This is a genomic window from Pseudomonas sp. P867 (assembly GCF_019891455.1).
Classification (GTDB): Bacteria; Pseudomonadota; Gammaproteobacteria; order Pseudomonadales; family Pseudomonadaceae; genus Aquipseudomonas; species Aquipseudomonas synxantha_A.
This window is the reverse complement of record NZ_JAFLXB010000001.1, coordinates 615,292-638,962: the sequence shown is the minus strand read 5'-3', so window position 1 is coordinate 638,962 and position 23,671 is coordinate 615,292. Positions and strand designations below refer to the sequence as shown.

Annotated in this window: 20 protein-coding genes; 10 read left to right on the top strand and 10 right to left on the bottom strand. The window is 60.7% G+C overall.

The window, feature by feature from the left end:
• Positions 1 to 28 precede the first annotated feature (28 nt).
• From J1G33_RS02925 to J1G33_RS02910, 4 genes are all read left to right on the top strand, one after another.
• Positions 29 to 2,620: a glycosyltransferase gene (locus J1G33_RS02925; RefSeq protein WP_005785555.1), complete on the top strand. Its 2,592-nt coding sequence runs from the start codon at positions 29 to 31 to the stop codon at positions 2,618 to 2,620.
• A gap of 254 nt (positions 2,621 to 2,874) precedes the next feature.
• Entirely contained in the window at positions 2,875 to 4,026 is a 1,152-nt protein-coding gene (gene dapE / locus J1G33_RS02920) for a succinyl-diaminopimelate desuccinylase (protein WP_005785553.1), read from the top strand.
• Positions 4,026 to 4,835 carry a putative RNA methyltransferase gene (locus J1G33_RS02915; protein WP_032877462.1) on the top strand — a complete coding sequence of 270 codons (810 nt, stop codon included), beginning with the start codon at positions 4,026 to 4,028 and terminating at the stop codon, positions 4,833 to 4,835. Before dapE ends, J1G33_RS02915 begins: the two co-directional genes overlap by 1 nt.
• Positions 4,836 to 4,890: 55 nt before the next feature.
• Positions 4,891 to 5,268, top strand: a complete 378-nt coding sequence (locus tag J1G33_RS02910; RefSeq protein ID WP_032877463.1) for a hypothetical protein — start codon at positions 4,891 to 4,893, stop codon at positions 5,266 to 5,268.
• Between the two features lie 133 nt (positions 5,269 to 5,401).
• Here the strand turns inward: J1G33_RS02910 and J1G33_RS02905 are convergent, their stop codons facing one another.
• The gene (locus tag J1G33_RS02905; RefSeq protein WP_003219353.1) at positions 5,402 to 5,611 is read right to left on the bottom strand and encodes a cold-shock protein; all 210 of its coding nucleotides are present in this window, start codon (positions 5,609 to 5,611) and stop codon (positions 5,402 to 5,404) included.
• A 180-nt stretch (positions 5,612 to 5,791) separates the two neighbouring features.
• Here J1G33_RS02905 and plsB point away from each other — a divergent pair, with 180 nt between their 5' ends.
• The 3 genes from plsB to J1G33_RS02890 are packed head-to-tail and all read left to right on the top strand — an operon-like array spanning position 5,792 to position 9,480.
• Positions 5,792 to 8,311: a glycerol-3-phosphate 1-O-acyltransferase PlsB gene (gene plsB, locus J1G33_RS02900; protein ID WP_032877465.1), complete on the top strand. Its 2,520-nt coding sequence runs from the start codon at positions 5,792 to 5,794 to the stop codon at positions 8,309 to 8,311.
• 51 nt (positions 8,312 to 8,362) lie between these two features.
• Positions 8,363 to 8,764, top strand: a complete 402-nt coding sequence (locus J1G33_RS02895) for a YbaY family lipoprotein (protein ID WP_223017666.1) — start codon at positions 8,363 to 8,365, stop codon at positions 8,762 to 8,764.
• Between the two features lie 26 nt (positions 8,765 to 8,790).
• The gene (locus tag J1G33_RS02890) at positions 8,791 to 9,480 is read left to right on the top strand and encodes a DUF4197 domain-containing protein (RefSeq protein WP_005785540.1); all 690 of its coding nucleotides are present in this window, start codon (positions 8,791 to 8,793) and stop codon (positions 9,478 to 9,480) included.
• A 568-nt stretch (positions 9,481 to 10,048) separates the two neighbouring features.
• Here J1G33_RS02890 and J1G33_RS02885 read toward each other — a convergent pair.
• Both J1G33_RS02885 and J1G33_RS02880 read right to left on the bottom strand, forming a co-directional pair.
• The gene (locus J1G33_RS02885) at positions 10,049 to 13,114 is read right to left on the bottom strand and encodes an efflux RND transporter permease subunit (protein ID WP_223017665.1); all 3,066 of its coding nucleotides are present in this window, start codon (positions 13,112 to 13,114) and stop codon (positions 10,049 to 10,051) included.
• 5 nt (positions 13,115 to 13,119) lie between these two features.
• On the bottom strand, positions 13,120 to 14,220 hold the full coding sequence (locus J1G33_RS02880) for an efflux RND transporter periplasmic adaptor subunit (protein WP_032877470.1): 1,101 nt from the start codon (positions 14,218 to 14,220) through the stop codon (positions 13,120 to 13,122).
• 93 nt (positions 14,221 to 14,313) lie between these two features.
• On the opposite strand from J1G33_RS02880, the gene J1G33_RS02875 reads away from it, so the two are divergent.
• Complete coding sequence (locus J1G33_RS02875) at positions 14,314 to 14,967, top strand: TetR/AcrR family transcriptional regulator (RefSeq protein WP_223017664.1); 654 nt, start codon at positions 14,314 to 14,316, stop codon at positions 14,965 to 14,967.
• A 91-nt stretch (positions 14,968 to 15,058) separates the two neighbouring features.
• On the opposite strand, the gene J1G33_RS02870 is transcribed toward J1G33_RS02875, so the two are convergent.
• Positions 15,059 to 15,841 carry a class I SAM-dependent methyltransferase gene (locus J1G33_RS02870; RefSeq protein WP_032877472.1) on the bottom strand — a complete coding sequence of 261 codons (783 nt, stop codon included), beginning with the start codon at positions 15,839 to 15,841 and terminating at the stop codon, positions 15,059 to 15,061.
• A gap of 96 nt (positions 15,842 to 15,937) precedes the next feature.
• On the opposite strand from J1G33_RS02870, the gene J1G33_RS02865 reads away from it, so the two are divergent.
• A complete protein-coding gene (locus J1G33_RS02865) occupies positions 15,938 to 16,558 on the top strand; it encodes an energy transducer TonB (protein WP_223017663.1) in 621 nt (206 codons plus the stop codon).
• Between the two features lie 3 nt (positions 16,559 to 16,561).
• On the opposite strand, the gene J1G33_RS02860 is transcribed toward J1G33_RS02865, so the two are convergent.
• The 6 genes from J1G33_RS02860 to ppc all read right to left on the bottom strand — a co-directional run bounded on the left by J1G33_RS02860 (position 16,562) and on the right by ppc (position 23,016).
• Positions 16,562 to 17,260 carry an extensin family protein gene (locus J1G33_RS02860; RefSeq protein ID WP_223017662.1) on the bottom strand — a complete coding sequence of 233 codons (699 nt, stop codon included), beginning with the start codon at positions 17,258 to 17,260 and terminating at the stop codon, positions 16,562 to 16,564.
• Between the two features lie 81 nt (positions 17,261 to 17,341).
• Positions 17,342 to 18,202 carry a DUF72 domain-containing protein gene (locus J1G33_RS02855; protein ID WP_223017661.1) on the bottom strand — a complete coding sequence of 287 codons (861 nt, stop codon included), beginning with the start codon at positions 18,200 to 18,202 and terminating at the stop codon, positions 17,342 to 17,344.
• Positions 18,202 to 18,504 (bottom strand): hypothetical protein, encoded by a 303-nt coding sequence (locus tag J1G33_RS02850; RefSeq protein ID WP_032877477.1) that lies wholly within the window; start codon positions 18,502 to 18,504, stop codon positions 18,202 to 18,204. The genes J1G33_RS02855 and J1G33_RS02850 overlap by 1 nt, the downstream gene beginning before the upstream one ends.
• A 160-nt stretch (positions 18,505 to 18,664) precedes the next feature.
• Complete coding sequence (gene tsaB / locus J1G33_RS02845; protein WP_223017660.1) at positions 18,665 to 19,351, bottom strand: tRNA (adenosine(37)-N6)-threonylcarbamoyltransferase complex dimerization subunit type 1 TsaB; 687 nt, start codon at positions 19,349 to 19,351, stop codon at positions 18,665 to 18,667.
• A gap of 91 nt (positions 19,352 to 19,442) precedes the next feature.
• Positions 19,443 to 20,090 carry an adenylate kinase gene (gene adk / locus J1G33_RS02840; protein ID WP_005785523.1) on the bottom strand — a complete coding sequence of 216 codons (648 nt, stop codon included), beginning with the start codon at positions 20,088 to 20,090 and terminating at the stop codon, positions 19,443 to 19,445.
• 280 nt (positions 20,091 to 20,370) lie between these two features.
• Complete coding sequence (gene ppc, locus J1G33_RS02835) at positions 20,371 to 23,016, bottom strand: phosphoenolpyruvate carboxylase (RefSeq protein ID WP_223017659.1); 2,646 nt, start codon at positions 23,014 to 23,016, stop codon at positions 20,371 to 20,373.
• A 196-nt stretch (positions 23,017 to 23,212) separates the two neighbouring features.
• Here ppc and J1G33_RS02830 point away from each other — a divergent pair, with 196 nt between their 5' ends.
• Positions 23,213 to 23,557 (top strand): hypothetical protein, encoded by a 345-nt coding sequence (locus J1G33_RS02830; RefSeq protein WP_005785520.1) that lies wholly within the window; start codon positions 23,213 to 23,215, stop codon positions 23,555 to 23,557.
• Positions 23,558 to 23,671: the final 114 nt, after the last annotated feature.

Genomic DNA, 23,671 nt, shown 5'->3' with positions numbered 1-23,671 from the left:
TCCGCACCTTTTGGAACCCGACATAACCATGGCATCGCGTAAATTTGGACTCAACCTGGTGATCGTGCTGGCCATCGCCGCGCTGTTCACCGGTTTCTGGGCGCTGATCAACCGCCCAGTCACCGCTCCCAACTGGCCTGAACAGATCTCCGGGTTTTCCTACTCGCCGTTCCAGCAAGGCCAGTACCCGCAGAAGAATCAGTTTCCGACTGAAGAGCAGATGCGTCAGGACCTTGCGATCATGAGCAAGCTGACAGACAACATCCGTACCTACTCGGTCGATGGCTCCCTGGGCGAAATCCCCAAGCTGGCCGAAGAGTTCGGACTGCGCGTGACCCTGGGGATCTGGATCAGCCCGGACCTTGAACGCAACGAGCGTGAAATCCAGCGTGCCATCGAGATCGCCAATAACTCGCGCAGTGTCGTGCGCGTGGTGGTCGGCAACGAAGCCTTGTTCCGTGACGAAATCACCCCTGAAGCGCTGATTGTGTTGCTGGACCGCGTGCGCGCTGCCGTGAAAGTGCCGGTGACCACTTCCGAACAATGGCACATCTGGGAAAAGAACCCGCAACTGGCCAAGCACGTCGACCTGATCGCCGCGCACATCCTGCCGTTCTGGGAGTACATCCCGATGGACAAGGCCGGCCAGTACGTACTCGACCGTGCCAAGGATCTGAAGAAAGCCTTCCCGAAAAAGCCGCTGCTGCTGTCGGAAGTTGGCTGGCCGAGTAACGGCCGTATGCGCGGTGGTAATGAATCGTCGCCGGCTGACCAGGCCATTTACCTGCGCACCCTGGTAAACAAGCTTAACCGCCAGGGTTACAACTACTTCGTGATCGAGGCCTTCGATCAGCCGTGGAAAGTCAGTGACGAAGGCTCGGCAGGTGCTTACTGGGGCGTGTTCAACGCCGCGCGCCAGCAGAAATTCAATTTTGAAGGCCCGGTCGTTGCTATCCCGCAATGGCGGGTGCTGGCCATCGGCTCGGTGGTGCTTGCACTGCTGTCCCTGACCCTGTTGATGATCGACGGCTCGGCGCTGCGCCAGCGGGGCCGGACCTTCCTGACCTTTATTGCGTTTCTGTGCGGGTCGGTACTGGTATGGATCGGCTACGACTACAGCCAGCAATACAGCACCTGGTTCAGCCTGATAGTCGGCGTGTTGCTGGCCCTCGGTGCTCTCGGCGTATTTATCGTGTTGCTGACCGAAGCCCACGAACTGGCGGAAGCGGTATGGACCCACAAGCGCCGGCGTGAATTCCTGCCGGTAGAAGGCGATTCGGACTACCGTCCGAAAGTGTCGATCCACGTGCCGTGCTACAACGAGCCACCAGAGATGGTCAAACAGACCCTCGACGCCCTGGCTGCCCTCGACTATCCGGACTACGAAGTCCTGATCATCGACAACAACACCAAGGACCCGGCGGTATGGGAACCGGTGCGCGACTACTGCGAAACCCTGGGCCCGCGCTTCAAGTTTTTCCACGTCGCACCCCTGGCTGGTTTCAAGGGGGGCGCGTTGAATTATCTGATCCCGCACACCGCCAAGGATGCCGAAGTGATCGCGGTGATCGACTCGGACTACTGCGTGTCACCCAACTGGCTCAAGCACATGGTGCCGCACTTCGCCGATCCGAAAATCGCCGTGGTGCAGTCGCCCCAGGATTACCGCGACCAGAACGAAAGCACCTTCAAGAAGCTCTGCTACGCCGAATACAAAGGCTTCTTCCATATCGGCATGGTTACCCGCAACGACCGTGACGCGATCATCCAGCACGGCACCATGACCATGACCCGTCGCTCGGTGCTTGAGGAACTGGGCTGGGCCGACTGGTGCATCTGTGAAGACGCCGAACTGGGCCTGCGCGTGTTCGAGAAAGGCTTGTCGGCAGCGTACTACCACGACAGCTACGGCAAGGGCCTGATGCCGGATACCTTTATCGACTTCAAGAAACAGCGTTTCCGCTGGGCCTACGGCGCGATCCAGATTATCAAGCGTCACACCGCCAGCCTGATACGTGGCAAAGACACCGAATTGACTCGCGGCCAGCGCTACCACTTCCTCGCGGGCTGGTTGCCGTGGGTAGCGGATGGCATGAACATCTTCTTTACCGTCGGCGCGCTGTTGTGGTCGGCGGCGATGATCATCGTGCCGACACGGGTCGACCCGCCGTTGCTGATTTTCGCAATCCCGCCGTTGGCGTTGTTCGTGTTCAAGGTCGGCAAGATCATCTTCCTCTACCGTCGTGCCGTAGGGGTGAACTTGAAAGATGCGTTCTGCGCGGCCCTGGCCGGGTTGGCGTTGTCCCATACCATCGCCAAGGCGGTGTTGTATGGCTTCTTCACCACCAGCATTCCGTTCTTTCGCACGCCGAAAAACGCGGACAACCATGGCTTCTGGGTAGCGATCTCTGAAGCCCGCGAAGAAATGTTCATCATGCTGCTGCTGTGGGGCGCCGCGCTGGGGATCTACCTGGTGCAGGGCCTGCCAAGCAATGACATTCGCTTCTGGGTCGTGATGTTGCTGGTGCAGTCGCTGCCCTACGTGGCTGCGCTGATCATGGCGTTCTTGTCGTCGCTGCCGAAACCGGCGCCGAAGGCTGAGCCCGCCACGGCTGTGTAAAAACTTGCGCAATGCACTAAACGGCGGCCTCTGGCCGCCGTTTTGCTATAAGATAACGGCCCTTTTGTGAGACTTGGCCTGGCCCAATTCTATGTGGGGGCTGGCTTGCCTGCGATGCAGACGCCGCGGTCTGACAGGCACACCGCAGTGATGCTATCGCAGGCAAGCCAGCTCCCACATTGGAATTGCGTCGCTCCAGGCTCGATATTTCCACATTCGTCCTGCGCCCATCACACGCTTTCCGGAGTTTCCCCATGACGGCCCATGCCGACCTTTCGCCGACCCTTCAACTGGCCATCGACCTGATCCGTCGCCCCTCGGTCACGCCGATCGATGCCGATTGCCAGAAGCTGATGATGCAGCGCCTGGGCGACGCCGGTTTTGCGCTTGAACCGATGCGTATCGAAGACGTAGACAATTTCTGGGCCACCCACGGCAAGCACGAAGGCCCGGTGCTGTGCTTCGCCGGCCATACCGACGTGGTGCCGACCGGCCCGGTGCAGGCCTGGCAGAACGACCCATTCGACGCCTTGATCGATGAAAACGGCATGCTTTGCGGCCGTGGCGCGGCAGACATGAAAGGCAGCCTGGCGGCGATGCTGGTGGCGGCGGAACGCTTTGTCACCGACTACCCGGACCACAAGGGCTCGGTCGCCTTCCTGATCACCAGCGACGAAGAAGGCCCGGCGCATCACGGCACCAAGGCCGTAATCGAACGCCTGGCTGCACGCAAGGAACGCCTGGACTGGTGCATCGTCGGCGAACCGTCGAGCACCACTCTGGTGGGCGATGTGGTCAAGAACGGCCGTCGTGGCTCCCTCGGTGCCACCTTGACCGTACGCGGCGTACAGGGCCACGTGGCTTACCCGCACCTGGCGAAGAACCCGATCCACCTGGCTGCAGCGGCTCTGGCCGAGTTGGCTGCCGAGCATTGGGATGACGGCAACGCCTTCTTCCCGCCGACCAGCTTCCAGATTTCCAACCTCAACTCCGGCACCGGCGCCACCAACGTGATCCCCGGCGACCTGACGGCGGTGTTCAACTTCCGCTTCTCGACCGAATCCACCGTCGAGGGCCTGCAACAGCGGGTCGCGGCCATCCTGGATAAACATGGCCTGGACTGGCATGTGGATTGGGCGCTGTCGGGCCTGCCGTTCCTCACCGAGCCGGGTGCGCTGCTGGATGCAGTATCTGCCAGTATCAAGGCGATCACCGGGCGTGAGACCAAGGCGTCCACCAGCGGCGGTACTTCCGATGGGCGCTTTATCGCCACGCTGGGCACCCAGGTGGTCGAGCTGGGCCCGGTCAACGCGACCATCCACCAGGTCAACGAGCGCATCCTGGCCAGCGACCTCGATGTGCTGACCGAAATCTATTACCAGACCCTGATCAAGTTGCTCGCCTGATGCTTGCCTGCCCCATTTGCAGCGCACCGCTCAACGCGGTGGACAATGGCGTGGCGTGCCCGGTCGGGCACCGTTTCGACCGTGCGCGCCAGGGCTACCTGAACCTGTTGCCGGTGCAGCACAAGAACAGCCGCGACCCGGGCGACAACCTGGCCATGGTCGAGGCACGCCGTGACTTCCTCAACGCCGGGCACTACGCCCCGGTGGCCAAGCGCCTGGCCGAGCTGGCCGCCGAGCGCGCACCGCAGCGCTGGGTCGACATCGGCTGTGGCGAGGGTTACTACACCGCGCAAATCGCCGAGGCGCTGCCCGACGCCGATGGCTATGCCCTGGATATATCCAAGGAAGCGGTCAAGCGCGCGTGCAAACGCAACCCGGCGCTGACCTGGTTGATCGCCAGCATGGCCCGAGTACCCTTGGCCGATGCCAGCTGCCAGTTCCTCGCGAGCGTGTTCAGCCCGTTGGACTGGCAAGAAGCCAAGCGCCTGCTCAGCCCCGGCGGCGGCTTGATGAAGGTCGGCCCGACCAGCGGCCACTTGATGGAACTGCGCGAGCGCCTGTACGACGAAGTGCGCGAGTACACCGATGATAAACACCTGGCCCTGGTGCCGGAGGGCATGAGCCTGGCGCACAGTGAAACCCTTGAGTTCACCCTGAGCCTGGCCGAGCCTGCAGACCGCGCCAACCTGCTGGCCATGACGCCTCATGGCTGGCGGGCCAGTGCCGAGCGCCGCGCCGAAGTGATCGAGGCGGCCGAGCCGCTGCAGGTCACGGTGTCGATGCGCTACGATTATTTCGTGCTTCAATAGCTGACTTTACAAATATCCGCGAATGGATTTTCGAATCCCGCAACGAGGAACATCCATGCGCCAACCCGATATCGAGATTTACCTGAAAGACGCCGACGTCGATCACAAGGCCATCGCCGCCTGGCTGGGCGCCGCCCTGGGCCCTTGCTCCGACTGGGTCCAGAGAGGCCAGACCTACAAGTGCAAGGCCGGCAGCGTGCCAGTTACCTGGCTACCCAAGGCTGTAGGCAAATGGAACAGCCTGTACCTGGAAAGCGACCAGACCCCGTGGGACGACGACATCGCCTGCGCCCGCGCCGCGTTTGCCGCATTGAATGTTGAAGTGCGCTGCGCACCGGGGACGTGGGTTGAGGAAGAAGGCGAGGAAAGTGCCGATACCTGGATTCGCATCAGCGTAGACGGTGAAGAGCAGATCACCTGGAAGACCACCTGATCCTGATCTGTAAACCCAATCAAAAGTGTGGGAGGGGGCTTGCTCCCGATGGCAGAGTATCAGTCACTGAATACATTGACTGATACTCTGCCATCGGGAGCAAGCCCCCTCCCACATTGGTTCAGTGCTGAACTTACAAACCGACCACATCCTCTGCCTGCAAGCCCTTCTCCCCCGTGACCACGGCGTATTCCACCTGCTGGCCTTCGGCCAACGAGCGGTGGCCTTCACCGCGAATGGCGCGGTAGTGCACAAACACGTCCTTGCCGTCTTCACGCTGGATAAAGCCGTAGCCCTTTGCATCGTTGAACCACTTCACATTGCCGGTTTCGCGCGTTGCCATCTGTTCACTCCCACTGGTTTTTTATTGTTGAGTCGCACGTATTGAACTGCCGAGTATAAGACAGGCTCAAAAACCATCAACTCAAGTTTACATCGCTGCTTTTTTGCCGATTTTCGGTGAATACGGCACACTACCTGCCCGAGCATCTGCTCGGTTTTTTCCACTTGAAGCAGTTCGCCTATGACCCGCTCCCCGTTCCGCCGTCTGGTGTTTGGCACCTTGCGCCGACTGTTGTACCTCTGGGTTCGCTCGGAGACGATCAACCAGTCGTCCCTCACCCTTAACCTGGACCGCAGCCGGCCGGTTTTCTACGTCCTGCAATCACCCTCCCTCACCGAGTTGGCGGTGGTCGATGCCGAGTGCACCAAGGCCGGCTTGCCGCGCCCGGTGCTGCCAGTGTCGGTAGGCCCATTGATGGAGCCCGCGGCGTTCTTCTATCTCACGCCGGATCCGGATTGGCTCGGCCGCCAGGACAAGCGCGGTGCACCGCCCACCCTGACACGCCTGGTCAATACCCTCACCGAGCACGCCGAAGAGAATGCACAAATCATTCCCGTCAGCGTGTTCTGGGGTCAGTCTCCTGCAAGCGAGTCCAGCCCGTGGAAACTGCTGTTTGCCGACAGTTGGGCAGTGACCGGGCGTCTGCGCCGGTTGCTGAGCATCCTGATCCTGGGGCGCAAGACCCGCGTGCAATTCTCCGCGCCAATCAACCTGCGTGAATTGATCGAGCACAATAAAGGTCACGAACGCACCGTGCGCATGGCCCAGCGCATCCTGCGCGTGCACTTTCGTAACCTGAAGACGGCAGTGATCGGTCCCGACCTGTCTCACCGCCGTAACCTGGTGAAGGGGCTGGTGAATATGCCGCTGGTGCGCCAGGCCATTTTTGATGAAGCCGAACGAGAAAAAATCTCTGCGGAAAAAGCCAAGGCCCTGGCGCTGCGCTACGGCAACGAGATTGCCTCGGACTACACCTACACCGCGATCCGTTTTCTGGAAGTGGTGCTGAGCTGGTTCTGGAACAAGATCTACGACGGTATCAAGGTCAATAACATCGAAGGCGTGCAGAAGGTGGCCCAAGGCTACGAGGTGATCTATGTGCCTTGCCACCGCAGCCACATCGACTACCTGCTGCTGTCGTACCTGCTGTTCAAGAACGGCCTGACCCCGCCGCACATCGCGGCCGGTATCAACCTCAACATGCCAGTGATCGGCAGCCTGCTGCGCCGTGGCGGTGCGTTCTTCATGCGCCGCACCTTCAAGGGCAACCCGCTGTACACCTCGGTGTTCAATGAATACCTGCACACCCTGTTCACCAAGGGGTTCCCGGTGGAGTACTTCGTCGAAGGCGGCCGCTCGCGCACGGGGCGTATGCTGCAACCGAAAACCGGGATGCTGGCGATTACCCTGCGCAGCTTCCTGCGCTCCTCGCGTATGCCGATCGTGTTCGTGCCGGTGTATATCGGCTATGAACGCGTGCTCGAAGGCCGCACCTACCTCGGCGAATTGCGTGGCGCGAGCAAGAAGAAAGAGTCGATCTTCGATATTTTCAAAGTGGTCGGCGCCCTCAAGCAGCGCTTCGGCCAGGTCGCGGTCAACTTCGGTGAGCCGATCAAGCTGGCCGAATTTCTCGACGCCGAGCAACCGGACTGGCGCGCCCAGGAACTGGGCCCGAACTACAAGCCGGCGTGGCTCAACGAAACCACCAACCGCCTTGGCGAGCAGGTGGCGCGGCACTTGAACGAAGCCGCGGCGATCAACCCGGTGAACCTGGTGGCCCTGGCCCTGCTGTCGACCACACGCCTGGCCCTGGATGAACAAGCCATGGCGCGCCAGCTCGACCTGTACCTGGCGCTGCTGCGTCGCGTTCCCTACTCGCCCCACACGACCTTGCCGGAGGGCGATGGCCTGGCGCTGATCAAGCACGTCAAGGACATGAAGCTGCTGTCGGAACAAAGCGACGCCTTGGGCAAGATTGTCTACCTGGACGAACAGAACGCCGTCCTGATGACCTACTACCGCAACAACGTGCTGCATATCTTCGCCCTGCCGGCGTTGCTGGCGAGCTTCTTCCAGAGCAGCTCGCGGATGAGCCGCGAACAGATCCTGCGCTACACCCGTGCGCTCTACCCGTACCTGCAATCGGAGCTGTTTATCCGCTGGTCGCTGGAAGAGTTGGACACCGTGGTCGACCAGTGGCTGGACGCGTTTGTCGAACAAGGCCTGCTGCGCTTCGAAAACGCTGTGTACCTGCGCCCGGCGCCGAGTTCGCGACAATTTGTGCTGTTGACGCTGTTGTCCAAGAGCATCGCCCAGACCCTGCAACGGTTCTACATGGCGATATCGCTGCTGCTCAACAGCGGCCAGAACAGCATCAGCGCCGAAGAACTGGAAGACCTGTGCACGATCATGGCCCAGCGCCTATCAATCCTGCACGGTCTCAACGCACCGGAATTCTTCGACAAGAGTCTTTTCCGACATTTTATTCAGACGTTGCTGGAGCAAGATGTGCTGCGTCGCGATGAAGCCGGCAAGCTGGGCTATCACGACCTGCTCGGCGAACTGGCTGAAGGCGCCGCCAAACGCGTACTGCCGGCCGATATTCGCCTGTCGATCCGCCAGGTGGCCTTGCACCGCGTAGATGGCGCAGCCGAAGCGCTGGCGCAAGCAGAAGCGGTCACACCTGAACAAAGCCGTTAGATTGACTGAGGCGCCGGGCGGATTCCGGCGCCGTTGAAAAGGAGCTGCACCATGAAAAAGATCATTCTCCTGGGCCTGACCGCCCTGCTCGGAGCCTGCCAATCAATGACCCCAACCCCAAAAGCCAGCCTCGACGGCGAAGTGTTCTATCTGCAACGTATTGCCCTGCCGCCTGCTGCCACCTTGAGCGTCAGCCTGCAAGATGTGTCCCTCATGGACGCCCCGGCCGTGACCCTCGCCGAACAGAAAGGCCCGGCCAAAGGCCAGGTGCCGTTGCCGTTTCACCTGAGCTACGACCCGGCCCAGGTCAAGCCAGGCCATACTTACTCGGTCAGCGCTCGCATCGAATTGGATGGCAAGCTACTGTTTATCACTACAGAGCGGCACGCCGTGCAACTCAATGGCCAGGATCCACAGCCGCTGCGTCTGCGGGTTGATGCGGTCGCACACTGATCAATTCACGTCATAAGGAAGCGCCCATGCTCCGCAAATCTCTTCGCCTCACTGCCCTGTGTGCCGGCTTGCTGTTCGGTGCCAACGCCATGGCCCTCGACCTTGGCAGCCTGTCCCAGGGCGACGCCAGCGGCGGCCTGAAGGATGCCTTGACCCAAGGTGCGCAGATTGCCGTCAAACAACTGGGCAAGCCCGGTGGTTTCAGCAACAACCCGGAAGTAAAAATCGGCCTGCCAGGCAAGCTCGGCAAAGTCGCCGACAAGCTGAAAATGTTCGGCATGGGTGACCAGGTCACACAGCTGGAAACCAGCATGAACGCAGCGGCTGAAACCGCCGTGACCCAGGCCCAGCCGATTCTGGTCAATGCGGTGAAAAACATGAGCGTGACCGACGCCAAGGGCATTCTCAGCGGTGGTCAGGACTCTGCCACCCAATACCTGAACAAAAGCAGCCGAGAGGAAATCCGCGCCAAGTTCCTGCCCATCGTCAAGGCCGCTACCGACAAGGTCGGCGTGGCTCAGCAGTACAACGCCCTGGCCGGCAAGGCCGCGGCCTTCGGCGCCGTGGATGCCAAGAGCGCCAACGTCGAAAACTACGTGACCGAGCAAGCGCTGGATGGTTTGTTCAAGATGATTGCGCAGCAGGAAGAGACGATTCGCAAGAATCCGGCGGCGGCTGCCACCAGTTTGGCAAAGAAGGTGTTTGGAGCGCTGTAACCCCGCACTACGACCCTACTGCGCCAAGGCCGCTGGTAACGGGCCTTGGCGCAGTTGTTTCAGGTCAAGCCTGTCACGGGTTTAACGAAACAGCGGATACAAAGGTCTGCTGGGTGATTGATACCCGTTGACCGGTTGTTGATGCAGGTATGACGGGTTGTGATACCTGGTGGGTTGGGCATAGCTAAAATGCGGGCGGTGGTAATGACCTGAACTGTCATGATGAGGTCTATACGGTTGGGTAACCGCGAAATCATTTCGCGGCGCATGATTACCCAGCAAGGCCCCGAGAAAAGCCCCTTTGAAAGCCGCAATCGCATTAAAGAACGACATGTAAAACTCCATGAACTCAATGAAAAGGCCTGGCCGCCACATGGCAGTGCCAAGTCCTCTGCCTGTCCGTCAGGCATCGCCTGAGTGGAGTTACAAGGGCAAGCGTTCCATCTGAGCGACTGCGTGTTTGCATCGGTATGTAAATACTGCCCGGTGGGAATCAGGGGATGGCCAGGCACCGGCCTGGCAGAGAAACCCGCAAAAAACACATGTACGGGAAACAGCAAACACCTCGCTACGCTACCTCCTTCCTGACTCTGAACCACGCCGCGTACAACGCCGGCAAAAACAACAGCGTCAACGCCGTCGCCACAATCAACCCGCCCATGATCGCCACAGCCATGGGCCCGAAAAACACGCTGCGCGACAGTGGGATCATCGCCAGCACCGCCGCCAGGGCCGTCAGCACAATCGGACGAAAGCGTCGCACGGTCGCTTCGATAATCGCCTGCCACGGCGCCAGTCCGGCCTTGATGTCCTGCTCGATCTGGTCCACCAGAATGACCGAGTTACGCATGATCATTCCCGACAACGCGATCGTGCCAAGCATGGCGACGAAGCCAAAGGGTTGGCGGAATACCAGCAGGAACAAGGTCACACCGATCAGGCCGAGGGGGGCAGTCAGAAAAACCATCGCCGTGCGTGAGAAACTGCGCAATTGCAGCATCAGCAAAGTCAGCACCACCACGATGAACAGCGGCACGCCGGCCTTCACCGAGTTTTGCCCGCGAGCAGAGTCTTCGACGGTGCCACCCACTTCCAACAGGTAACCGTCCGGCAGTTCGGCACGCACACCTGTGAGCGTCGGCAGGATCTGCTGCACCAAGGTCGCCGGTTGTTCCTTGCCGTAGATATCGGCACGCACGGTCACGGTCGGCAGGCGGTTGCGGTGCCAGATGATGCCTTCTTCGAAACCGTATTCGAGAGTGGCGATCTGCGACAGCGCCACGCTTTTACCATTGTCAGTGGGTACGGCAAGGCTCGGCAGCAGCGACAACTCGGTGCGTTCATGGACGGTACCGCGCAGGAGGATCTCGATCAATTCGTTGTCCTCCCGGTATTGGCTGACGCTGGAACCGGTCAGGGAACTCTGCAGGAATTTCGACAGGTTGGCAGTACTCACGCCAAGGGCGCGCGCCCGGTCCTGGTCGATATTCAGATACACGATTTTGCTCGGCTCTTCCCAGTCCAGATGCACGTTAACCACGTGGGTGTTTTCGCGCACCTTGGCCGCCACTTTGCGGGCCAGGGCGCGGACCTCTTCGATGTGTTCGCCGGTCACGCGAAACTGCACCGGATAGCCCACGGGCGGGCCATTCTCCAGGCGAGTGACCCGCGAGCGCAGCTCGGGGAACTGCTCGTTGAGCGTTTCAATCAGCCAGGTGCGCAGGCTTTCACGCTCCTCGATGGTGTTGGCCAACACCACGAACTGCGCGAAGCTGGCGGCCGGCAGTTGCTGGTCCAGCGGCAGGTAGAACCGCGGCGAGCCGGTGCCCACGTAGGCCACATAGTTTTCGATACCCGCGTGCGCCTTGAGCAATACCTCCAGACGCTTGACCTGCTCGGCGGTGTTGCTCAGGGAGGCGCCTTCGGCCAGTTTCAGGTCGACCATCAGTTCCAGGCGCCCGGAAGCAGGGAAGAACTGCTGCGGTACAAAGCGGAACAACGCGACCGAGCCGATAAACAACAGCAGGGTCAACACGATGACCGTCTTGCGCCGACGTATACACCACTCCACCAAACGTCTTACACGCTGGTAGAAAGGCGTGCCGTAGGGATCCGGGCCGTCGGTGCCGTGCTTGGCCGCGTGAATTTTCGCCAGGTCCGGCAGCAGCTTTTCCCCGAGATACGGTACAAAGACCACGGCAGCCACCCAGGAGGCCAATAAGGCAATGGTCACCACCTGGAAGATCGAGCGGGTGTATTCACCGGTGCTCGACTGCGCAGTGGCAATCGGCAAAAAACCCGCCGCCGTGATCAAGGTACCGGTGAGCATGGGGAATGCTGTGCTGGTCCAGGCGAAGCTCGCAGCCTTGAGCCGGTCGTAGCCCTGCTCCATTTTGATCGCCATCATTTCCACAGCGATGATCGCGTCATCCACCAGCAAACCCAGGGCCAGCACCAGAGCGCCAAGGGAAATCTTGTGCAGGCCGATGCCCAGGTAATACATGCTGGCAAATGTCATCGCCAGTACCAGCGGGATCGCCAGGGCGACCACCATGCCGGTGCGCACACCGAGGGAGAAAAAACTCACCAGCAATACAATGGCCAATGCCTCGGCGAGCACCTGGACGAATTCGCCGACGCTGGTCTTCACCGCTGCCGGTTGGTCCGACACCTTGCGCAGCTCCATGCCCGCAGGAAGGTTCTTTTGCAGGCGTGCGAATTCATTCTCAAGAGCTTTGCCCAGTACCAGAATATCCCCACCGTCGCGCATGGCCACGGCCAGGCCGATGGCGTCCGCGCCCATATAACGCATGCGCGGTGCCGGTGGGTCGTTGAAGCCCCGATGGATATCGGCCACGTCTCCGATACGAAAGGTGCGATCGCCCACTCGAATCGGGAAGTCGCGAATCTGCTCCACGGTTTTGAAGTTGCCCGACACGCGCAACTGCACACGCTCGCTCGGGGTTTCAAAAAAGCCGGCGGTCGATACGGCATTTTGTTCCTGCAACGCCTGCTGTACTGCGGCCAACGGCAAACCCAGGGTGGCAAGCTTGAGGTTGGACAGTTCGATCCAGATCTTCTCGTCCTGCAGGCCAAGCAACTCGACCTTGCCCACGTCCGGCACCCGTTGCAGCTGAATCTGGATGCGGTCGGCGTAGTCCTTGAGCACCGCATAGTCAAAACCATCGCCGGTCAGGGCGTAGATATTGCCGAAGGTGGTGCCGAACTCGTCGTTGAAAAATGGCCCCTGGATATCCGGTGGCAAGGTTTGGCGGATGTCGCTGATTTTCTTGCGCACCTGGTACCACAACTCAGGAATTTGCGCCGAACGCATCGAGTCGCGGGCGATGAAAGTGACCTGGGATTCGCCAGGGCGCGAGAAAGACACAATGCGCTCGTACTCACCGGTCTCCATCAATTTTTTCTCGATGCGTTCGGTAACTTGGCGCGACACCTCCTGGGCCGTGGCGCCGGGCCAGTTGGTCTTGATCACCATGGCCTTGAAGGTAAAGGGCGGGTCCTCGCTTTGCCCCAGCTTGGTGTAGGACAAGGTGCCGACCACGGCCAGCAGGATCATCAAAAACAGTACGATCTGGCGATTACGCAGCGCCCATTCGGAAAGATTGAAACCCATCGGGATTACTCCTTGGCCGCCAGATTCACGACACGGTTGGAGCGATCCACAGGGCGCACTTGCTGGCCCTCATGCAGCACATGCACGCCTGCGGCGACCACCCAGTCGGTGGGAGCCAAGCCTTCGAGCACCGGCACGTTTTTTTCACCGAACGCACCAATGCGCACCGTCGTACGCTCAAGGGTGTTGTCCGGCTTTACCCGCCAGACGAAGGACGCGCCGTTCTCTGCGCTGAGGGCAGACAGCGGTACCGAGAGCGCAATGACGCCGTCGGTTTGTATGAATACGCGCGCGCTCTGGCCCAGTTCGGCAGGGACTTTACCGCCGGTGAAGGCTACACGGGCGGCGAAGGTGCGGGATTTCGGGTCGGCTGCGGGTGACAGTTCACGGATGCGTCCGGCGAAGCGCTGTTCGGGCTGGCTCCACAACTCTACCGACACCGGCTGGCCGACCTTGAAGCGGCCGAAGCCTTGCTCGGGCAGGCTGATCAGCACTTCGCGCTCACCATCGGTGGCCAGGGTGAACACGGTCTGCCCCGCCGAGACCACTTGGCCGACTTCGACAGCACGCTTGGCGACCACGCCGTCCTGGGGCGCGCGCAGCACGGCATAACCGGCCTGGTTGCTCGACACGTCGAACTCGGCCTTGATCTGCTTCAGGCGCGCTTCACCTGCTCGGTAGAGGTTTTCGGCGTTGTCGTACTGCGAGCGGCTGACCATCTGACGGTCCATCAGGGTCTTGTAGCGATCGCGCTCAGCGCGCACCAGGTTCAGATTGGCCTCAGCGCCGGCCACTTGGGCACGGCTGGCTTCCAGTTGCAGGCGCACATCCTGGGGGTCAAGTTCAGCCAATGGCTGGTTGGCCTTGACCCGCTCGCCCTCTTCCACCAGCCGCTTGCTGACTTTGCCGCCGATGCGAAAGGCCAGGTCCGGCTCATAACGGGCACGTACTTCACCGGGGTAGCTGTCCATTGCCTGTGCCGAGGGCTGCGGTTGCACCACCATGGCGGGGCGGACGGTGGCCTGGGTCGCTTCTTCATGGCCGCAGGCGGCCAATAAAAAGACCAGGCTGACAGGCAAAGCAAGGGGCAGGAACGCGCTGCGCATGCTGAAGGACCTTTCGCAAATGGAGCTTGGAATAATTATACTGGCCGGTATGTTATTAATACCAAACTCGCCAGTCCAGTATTAAAGGTGAAAATGTCCGACAATCCTGTGAACACCGCCAGCCCCGGGCGTCCCAAGGACATGGCAAAACGCCAGGCAATCCTCGAAGCCGCGAAATCCCTGTTCCTGGGCAATGGCTACGCGAACACCAGCATGGATGCCGTCGCGCTTGCGGCGGGCGTCTCGAAACTCACCGTCTACAGCCACTTCACCGATAAAGAGACGTTGTTCACCGCGGCGGTAGTGGCCAAATGTGAAGAGCAATTGCCGGTGATGTATTTCGAGCTCCCCACAGGCGTGCCCGTAGAGACGGTATTGCTGAACATCGCACGGGGCTTTCATCGGCTGATCAACAGCGAGGAGTCGGTGAACCTGCATCGCCTGATGATGACCACCGGCAATCAGGACGTGAAGCTCTCGCGGATCTTCTTCGAAGCCGGCCCCATGCGCATGTTGCAAGGCATGGAGCGCCTGCTCGGCAAGATCGACCAGAGCGGTGCCTTACACATCGACAACCCCTTCAAAGCGGCGGAGCACTTCTTTTGCCTGCTCAAGGGCACGGCGAACTTTCGCCTGTTGTACGGCTGCGGCGGGCAACTGAGCGCAGAAGAGGCAGAAGAACATGTGCAGGACGTGGTGAAGTTGTTTATGCGGGCCTATCGCAGCCCGGTCTCGACAACAGCGTAGGGTGCAGCAACCGACCGTAACCATCGGGAGCAAGCCCCCTCCCACATTTGGATCTCGCAGCATCACGAATATGAGTGCTGTTGCTTGCAGCTTATGGCTTGAGCGCTTTCTTGGGATAAATGTCGTAGCGGCTGGACTTGCCATCCAACGCATGACTCGGCTTGGGCCCGTCAATGCACGGCGCCTTGCGCGGGCGCTTGACCACCACACGGTGGCTGGCCAAAGCCAGGGCGGCAGCGAGCAAGGCCGGTGCATCCGGATCATCGCCCACCAACGGTCGAAACAGGCGCATTTCCTTCTTCACCAGGGCGGTTTTCTCACGGTGTGGAAACATCGGGTCCAGGTAGATCACCTGGGGCGGCTCGCCCTCCCAATTGAGCATCACATCGATGGAGTTGCCCTTGAGCAGCTTCATGCGCGCCACAATCGGTGCCACTTCAAAATCCTGCGCAGCGCGTGCCAGGCCGTCTTCGAGCAAGGCACCGATCAACGGCTGGCGTTCGATCAGGCTCATCTCGCACCCCAGGCTGGCCAATACGAACGCGTCCTTGCCCAACCCGGCCGTGGCGTCCAGCACCTTGGGCCGTACGCCTTGGGCGATGCCCACGGCCTTGGCGATCATTTGCCCACTGCCACCGCCATATAAACGCCGATGTGCCGCGCCGCCTTCGACAAAGTCGACCCGCACCGGCCCCGGCGCATCGGGCCCAAGCTGCTGCAATTGCAGGCCCTGCTCGCCCACTTGCAGGGAAAAATCCGCATCCGCCACCTGTAAAGGCAAGCCCAGCAGCGAAGCCCACTGCTCGGCGCAGGCCTGGAAACTGTCGGCCAACGCCTCGACCTGGATGCGGCTGGCCGCTGGTTGTTCGTTCATCAATCGCTACGCTCAAAAATATTAAGGATCGGCAAACAGCGGCCGATAAAAACAGCAGTCATGTATTTTGCCAGAGCTGAGCGTCGACCGAGAAAAATGTCAGACATTCTTCCCCTAACCATCGGTGTACTGCCGACCCACAACCACTACGGCCTGCGCAATACTCAAGCGCTGGCCGGGGTGAGTCATGTGTGGCAGGACTTCTTCGCCCGGGCGCTGGCCGAACAGCTCGGTGAAACGCCGCAGGCACTGGCCGCCAAGGCGCCTGCACCTGCCGACCCTTCGGTCGAACCCGGCGAAGGCGCCGACATGCTCTCGCAGATCCTCACCCAGCGTGAGTGTGACGTGAAAGACACCGAGATCGCCCCGCCTGAGCCGCTGTTCCTGCCGATTGCCGAATTCGAAACCGAGTTGCTGCCACCGGCGCCGATACCCTTCCCGGAAGAAGAACTCGTCGCCCAGCAGCGCCAGCAGGACTTCGACAGCGGTTGGGTCCGCCCGATTGTGCTGAACGCCGGCCAACCACTACCAGAGCCCGGCCCGGCCCCCGAGCCACGCACACTGCACTTGCCGATTGCCGAGTTCGAACTGGACCTGTTGCCACCGGCTGCCGAGCCATACCCCGAAGAAGAATTGATGGTGCAACAGAAGGCGCTGGATTTCGACTACTACTGGGCGCGCCCACTGGTGACCCACAACCTGCGCCTGGCCGCTTAAGCCTCAGCGACACACCCACCATCGCCCCATATCCAGGTGAAAATGGTTGCGGTGAGCAGCGTTGTAATCCGGGCTCAGCACCACGTTGAAATCATCACAAGCACCATCGCGCACCAAGCGCAGGAAACGCGCACTGTCGCCCTCCCCCGGCCAATCCTTCAACACGCTGATGCTGCGCCCGTCCGCCAGACGAAAACCGGAGATATCCAAGGCATTGGCCGAGGCATGTTGGCTCAGGCGCCCGTCGACACGGTTGTAAACATTACGGCAGGCAAAGCTGCCCAAATGCTCGACCCGACTCACCGCCTGGCCGAACACTGCCTGGGCCGCCGGTTGCAGGCTGTGACGCTCGAACAACGCGAACGCCACAGCCAGGGGGCAACTGGCCAGAAAGCTGCTGCTCAGAGCCACCTCAGCGCCCTGCACACGCAGGACATTGCGCAACGGGCACGCCGCATCGGCAGCGGTATCCGCCTGACGGCTGACCCGCAGGCCGGAGGTTTTCAAGACTTGGTCACACAGCGCCGGATCATCCTGCAAACGGCTGAGCTTGTAGCGCGTGAGCAGGTTGGGACTGGCGCGCACATCCAGGGGTGCCCAGGGGTTCCACTCAGCCGGCATCGGCACCCAGCCACGCCAGACGCCCAGCGCGAAAGCGCCCGCCAGCAGCAACAGCAGGCCCAGCACTTTTATCGAACCCACGGCTCAATCCTTGAAAAATCGGATGTCTAGGGGGCGTTCTCAATTAGTTTCCCCGCCGGGGAAACTAATTGAGAACGCCCCCTAGAGTAACCCCAGTTGCTGCGCAACGGGCTCTCGATGCAGGGTGGGCAGCGGCGGCAGGCCGGGCAGGCGCGCCATCAGCTGTGCATGAAAGCGCAACGCCAGTTGTGCCGCGAGGCGGTTGTCCGAGGTGTGCAGGAATATGTACGGCGTGCGTCCCTCTTCGATCCAAGTGGCGATCTTTTCCACCCATGGGATCAGGAACGGGTCATTGGCCTCCAGCTCCGGATGCCCGATGAAGCGCACCTGGGGAAACTGGGTCAGCGCCGCCGGGCGCGGTGGCACCCTGGGCTTTTTGGATTGGGCGTGCAGCACTGCCGCCGAGATTGACGTACAACTGAACAGGGCGCGAGGGTCGAGGCAGATGCGCTCGACGCCACGATCGCGCAACAGGCGGTTGAGCATACGCTCAGCGTCTCCCTTGGCGAAGAACTGCTCGTGCCGGACCTCCACGGCCAATGGACGATCAATGCCATCGAGGAAACCGGCCAGTTCGGCTAGGCGCTGCGGGGTAAACGCTTTTGAGAGCTGCAGCCACAGCGGTGAAACGCGCTCACCCAAAGGGCTCATCAAACTGACAAAACTCTCTGCCGCGGGCAATTGCTCGCGCAAGTCACCCGCGTGGCTGATATCCCCTGGGAATTTGGCGGTGAAGCGAAAGTCAGCCGGCATGATCTCGGCCCAGCGCTGCACGGTAGCGGCCGAAGGTCGAGCATAAAACGTGGTATTGCCTTCAACCGCATTGAAGACTTGAGAATAGAGCCCGAGGTAATCGCTGGAACGCGCCTCCACCGGGTACAGGTACTCGCGCCAGGCGTTTTCACTCCAGGACGGGCAACCAATGTAATAAGGCAAACCCATCAGATATGAATGTCGAGACCCAGCACTTCCATATCCCATTCGACAAAGCCGGCGGTGGTCAGGTAACTGGCCAGGGCGGTGGCAACGCTTTTGCTCATGGAGCGGGGGAAGACCATGTCTTGCTGGCGGGCAGGAACGCCGCTGATACGTGCGCTCCCGGCCCCCTTGGCGCTGGAGGGCGAATCAGCGTGGACTTCAATGAAGTCCGGCGAATCCTCCACGGACTCGTCTACCGTCACGTTCGCCTTGCGTGGCTTACGTTTGAGAGGGTAGGACTGTGAGGAGAAGCCGTCTATACGCATACATGCAGACTCGGTATCAATGATGGCAATTTAGCGGCACTTTCCGTAGTGCGCAAATGCTCTGGTGATAACTAGAACACATAATTTGTAAAAGGTTTAAAAACCGCGACAAATTCTGACGATTGGCGAAATTTGCCACCGAATGCCCACATTTTTGGCGTCAAATAATCCCGCGCTCGGCCTTTGTCTGCGCCACTTTGTCGCGCAGGTAAACCGGTGCCGCTTGATCCGCCGGGATCGCCTCACCGCGTTCGAATGCAAAACGTGCCAACGCCAGCAGATCTTCGGCATGAGGCAACATCGCAGCGTCCTGCCCTACCAAATGCACGTCGATGCGTTCGCCATAACCCCAGCCGGTGCCGGCACCGAACCACTCACCGCTGGCATCAGCCGGCAACCCTGCCGCTTCTGGCGGCTGCACTGCCTCCACGCCCACCAGACGCATTTCACCGGCAGTTTCGCGGTAGCAGCCCCAATAGACTTCATCCATCCGCGCATCAATCGCCGCAGCCACTTGCATGGCGCCGTGTTCGCGCAGTGCGCGCTGGGCCAGCACGGCAAGGTTGGACACCGGTAACACCGGACGCTCCAACGCAAACGCCAGGCCCTGCACCACGCCAATGGCAATGCGCACACCAGTAAAGGCACCGGGGCCGCGACCAAAGGCGATGGCATCCACGGCAGCCAGGGTGATACCGGCGTCTTCGAGCAACTGCTTGATCATCGGCAGCAACTTCTGCGCGTGCAGGCGCGGGATCACCTCGTAGTGGCTCGTTACCTTGCCATCGTGCAGCAAGGCAACGGAGCAAGCTTCAGTCGCGGTGTCCAGGGCCAGCAGGGTGCTCATCGGTGTGGGTGTCCAAATCGGGAAAAAAGTGCGCCAGTATAAACAACAACGGCCCGCAAGCGGGCCGTTGTACGCAAAGCTGATGGCGGGATCAGCTCAGTGCTTGCATCACCTTGGCGGTAATGGCTTCTACCGAACCCACGCCAGGGATATGGCTGTACTTCGGCTTGCCTTGGGCAGCGGACAACTTCTGGTAGAAGTCCACCAGTGGCTTGGTCTGGGAGTGATAGACCGACAGGCGATGACGCACGGTTTCTTCGGTGTCGTCTTTACGCTGTACCAGGTCTTCACCGGTGACATCGTCCTTGCCTGCCACTTTTGGCGGGTTGTAGACGATGTGGTAAACGCGGCCCGAGCCTTCGTGAACGCGGCGACCGGCAATACGCTGGACGATTTCTTCGTCTTCTACGGCGATTTCAACCACCGCATCCAACTCGACACCCGCCTTCACCAAGGCTTCAGCCTGGGGAATGGTGCGAGGGAAACCGTCGAACAGGAAGCCGTTCTTGCAATCTTCCTGGCTGATGCGTTCCTTGACCAGGTTGATGATCAGATCATCGGAGACCAGGCCGCCGCTGTCCATCACGCTCTTGGCGATCAGGCCCAGCTCGGTGCCGGCTTTGACAGCAGCACGCAGCATGTCGCCGGTGGAGATTTGTGGAATGCCGAATTTTTCAGTGATGAACTTTGCCTGAGTACCTTTACCGGCCCCGGGAGCTCCCAGCAGAATGACGCGCATCGATGTGCTCCTCAATTTTTTATAGAGATGACGCTCGGATTCGCCGCGTGGGGCCAATCTCGTAAAAATATGGGTCCAGGCCGATCAAACGGCCAAAGGCTGATCAAGATACACAGCGGGCCCTCACCATACAAGCCGCCAAAAGTAGGAGAAACCCGCACCCGGCATACGTCAGCGACAGGGTGTGCCTGAGCGCAACCCGCCTCCTCAAACAACGACCGCCCTTTTCAGGGCGGTCGTCGTGGTTGATCCGCAAGCCGTTGAGAACACGCAAGAAACCTCAACCGGTGTTGCGCAAACCGGCGGCAATACCGGCCACGGACACCAGCAGCGCCTGTTCCAGAGGGCTGTCTTGCGCCGCCTCTTGCCGACGAGACCGCGCCAGCAACTCGGCCTGCAACAGGTGCAACGGGTCGAGGTAGGTGTTGCGCAGGCGGATGAACTCCAGGGTGTCAGGGCTATGGGCCAGCAACTGCGACTGGCCGGTCAAGCCAAGCACCACATTACAGGCCTGCGACAATAGGTCGCGTAAATGCGCACCCAATGGCAGCAGGTCTGGCTGCACCAGGCGCTCATCATAAAGACGGGCGATATCGGCATCGGCCTTGGCCAGCACCATTTCCAGCATGTCGATGCGCGTGCGGAAAAACGGCCACTGTTCACGCATCTGCGCCAGCAACTCACCTTCCCCCCGCTCCAGCGCCTTGCTCAATGCCGCCTCCCAGCCGAGCCAGGCAGGCAGCATCAGGCGCGTCTGGGTCCAGCCGAAGATCCACGGGATCGCGCGCAAGCTTTCAATCCCGCCTGCGCGACGCTTGGCCGGGCGGCTGCCCAGGGGCAAACGGCCCAACTCCTGCTCCGGCGTGGACTGGCGAAAATACTCGACGAACTGCGGATTTTCCCGCACCACGGCGCGGTAAGCACTGACACCGTCTGCCGCCAATTCGTCCATCAAGTGACGCCAGGCAGGCTCCGGTGGTGGTGGCGGCAGCAGTGTCGCTTCCAGCACGGCGGCCAGATACAGGTTGAGGTTCTGCTCGGCGATATCCGGCAGGCCGAATTTGAAGCGGATCATCTCGCCTTGTTCCGTGGTGCGGAAACGCCCTGCCACCGAGCCCGGTGGCTGCGACAGGATCGCCGCGTGAGCCGGGCCGCCGCCACGGCCAACGGTGCCACCACGACCATGGAACAACAGCAGTTCCACCTGCTGTTCGCGGCAGATATCGACCAGACGCTCCTGCGCCCGGTATTGCGCCCAGGCGGCGGCGGTAGTGCCTGCGTCCTTGGCCGAGTCGGAGTAGCCGATCATCACTTCCTGCGGGCCCTGCAAGCGCGCGCGGTAACCCGGCAGTTGCAGCAGGCGCTCCATCACCGGCCCGGCGTTGTCCAGGTCGGCCAGGGTCTCGAACAACGGCACTACGCGCATCGGCCGTTGTACGCCCGACTCTTTGAGCAGCAGTTGCACCGCCAGCACATCCGACGCGGCGCCCGCCATGGAGATGACATACGAACCTAATGACGCCGCCGGTGCGGCGGCGATTTCCTTGCAGGTATTCAATACCTCGGCAGTGTCCGCCGAGGGTTTGAAGTAACCCGGCAGCAATGGCCGCCGATTGGTCAGTTCCTGGGTCAGGAAGCTGATACGCGCATCCTCATCCCAGTCCTCATAACGCCCCAGGCCCAGGTAATCGGTGATTTCGGTCATGGCCGCCGAGTGACGGCTGGAGTCCTGACGCACATCCAGGCGCACCAGGAACAGCCCGAAGGTCACCCCACGGCGCAAGCAGTCGAGCAGCGGCCCATCGGCGATCACGCCCATACCGCATTCATGCAGGGACTGGTAGCACAACTCCAGTGGGTCCAGCAGGTCGCGGTTGTTCTGCAACACTTCGGCAGGCGCCGGGGTGCTGGCCGTCAACGAAGCGTGAGCCCACTGGCGCGTGGCACGCAGGCGTTCGCGCAGTTGCTTGAGCAAGGCGCGATAGGGTTCGACGCTGTCGCCGACCTTGGCTTGCAACGCCGGGCTGGCCTGTTGCATCGACAGCTCGGAGGCCAGCTGATCGATGTCGCGCAAGTACAAATCCGCTGCCATCCAGCGCGCCAACAACAGCACCTCGCGGGTAACCGGCGCGGTGACATTGGGGTTGCCGTCACGATCGCCGCCCATCCACGAGGCAAAGCGAATCGGCGCAGCCTCCAGGGGCAGGCGCAAGCCGGTAGCAGCGTGCAGGGCCTGGTCAGCCTTGCGCAGGTAATTGGGAATGGCGTGCCACAGCGAATGTTCGATCACCGCAAAGCCCCACTTGGCTTCGTCCACCGGGGTGGGCCGGATGCGGCGGATTTCTTCGGTGTGCCAGGCTTCGGCGATCAGCCGTTGCAAGCGTTCGCGGATCTGCTCGCGTTCGGCGCTGGTAAGGTCACGGTGGTCCTGGAGGGCCAGTTGCGCGGCGATGGCATCGTATTTCTGGATCAGGGTACGGCGAGCCACTTCGGTGGGGTGGGCGGTGAGCACCAGCTCGATCTCCAACCGTGCCAACTGCCGGGCCAGGGATTCATGGCTGTGCCCTTCGCTTTTCAGGCGCGCCAGCAACTCCGGCAACACCCGGGACTCAAAAGGCGCTGGTTGCGATTCATCGCGCCGATGAATCAGTTGATATTGTTCGGCAATGTTGGCCAGGTTGAGGAACTGGTTGAAGGCCCGGGCAACAGGCAGCAACTCGTCCTCTTGCAACTGATTCAAGCTGGCACTCAGTTCGTCGCCGGCCGCCTTGTCCGAGACGGCGCCGCGGCGGTCAGCCTTGGCGCCTTTGCGGATTTGCTCGATCTTGTCGAGAAAGTCATCGCCGTACTGCTCTCGAATGGTGTTGCCCAACAGTTCACCCAGCAGGTGAACATCCTCACGCAAGCGTGCATCGATATCACTCATCAGCCAATCTCCAGCCAGAAATCCGGGACGCGCAGGTGTTCCAGAGTGCCGTCGGCGTCGGTTTCTGACAAGGCCGAACGCAAACGACTTTAAACCTTGTGGCTTAAAGCTAGTCTCAAGCATGAGCCGTCGCGTTATTCACGCAGGCGGCTGGTCACTCATCACCGCCTGCCAACGCAGGCTTATTGAGGTAGCCATGAAAATTCGAGAACTGGCCCAGCATTGGGAAGAAACCGCCAAGGGTCGCCTGACCAAGACTGAGTACGCAATCCATCTGGATGTGGAATCTGCCGCAAGGCTGGCCGCCATTGCCGAGATGTACCCCAAGCGCCACGTCGAAGAACTGCTCGGCGAGCTGATCGGCGCCGCCCTTGAAGAGCTGGAAGAAAGCTTTCCCTATATCAAGGGCGACCAAGTGATTGCCACCGATGAAGAGGGGGACCCGCTGTATGAAGACGTGGGGCTCACACCCCGGTTTCTGACGTTGTCCCGCCGCTATTTACATGATTTGTCCGCCAGCGCTGACGAACAGAAGCACTGAAAAACATTTTATTGACGTCAATCCAACCCAGGTATTCCGGGCTTTTTACAGGCGCGGAGTACCGTTGCGGGCTGCGAAAGTTCCATCTTTTGAACACTGACCACTCAGTCAGAT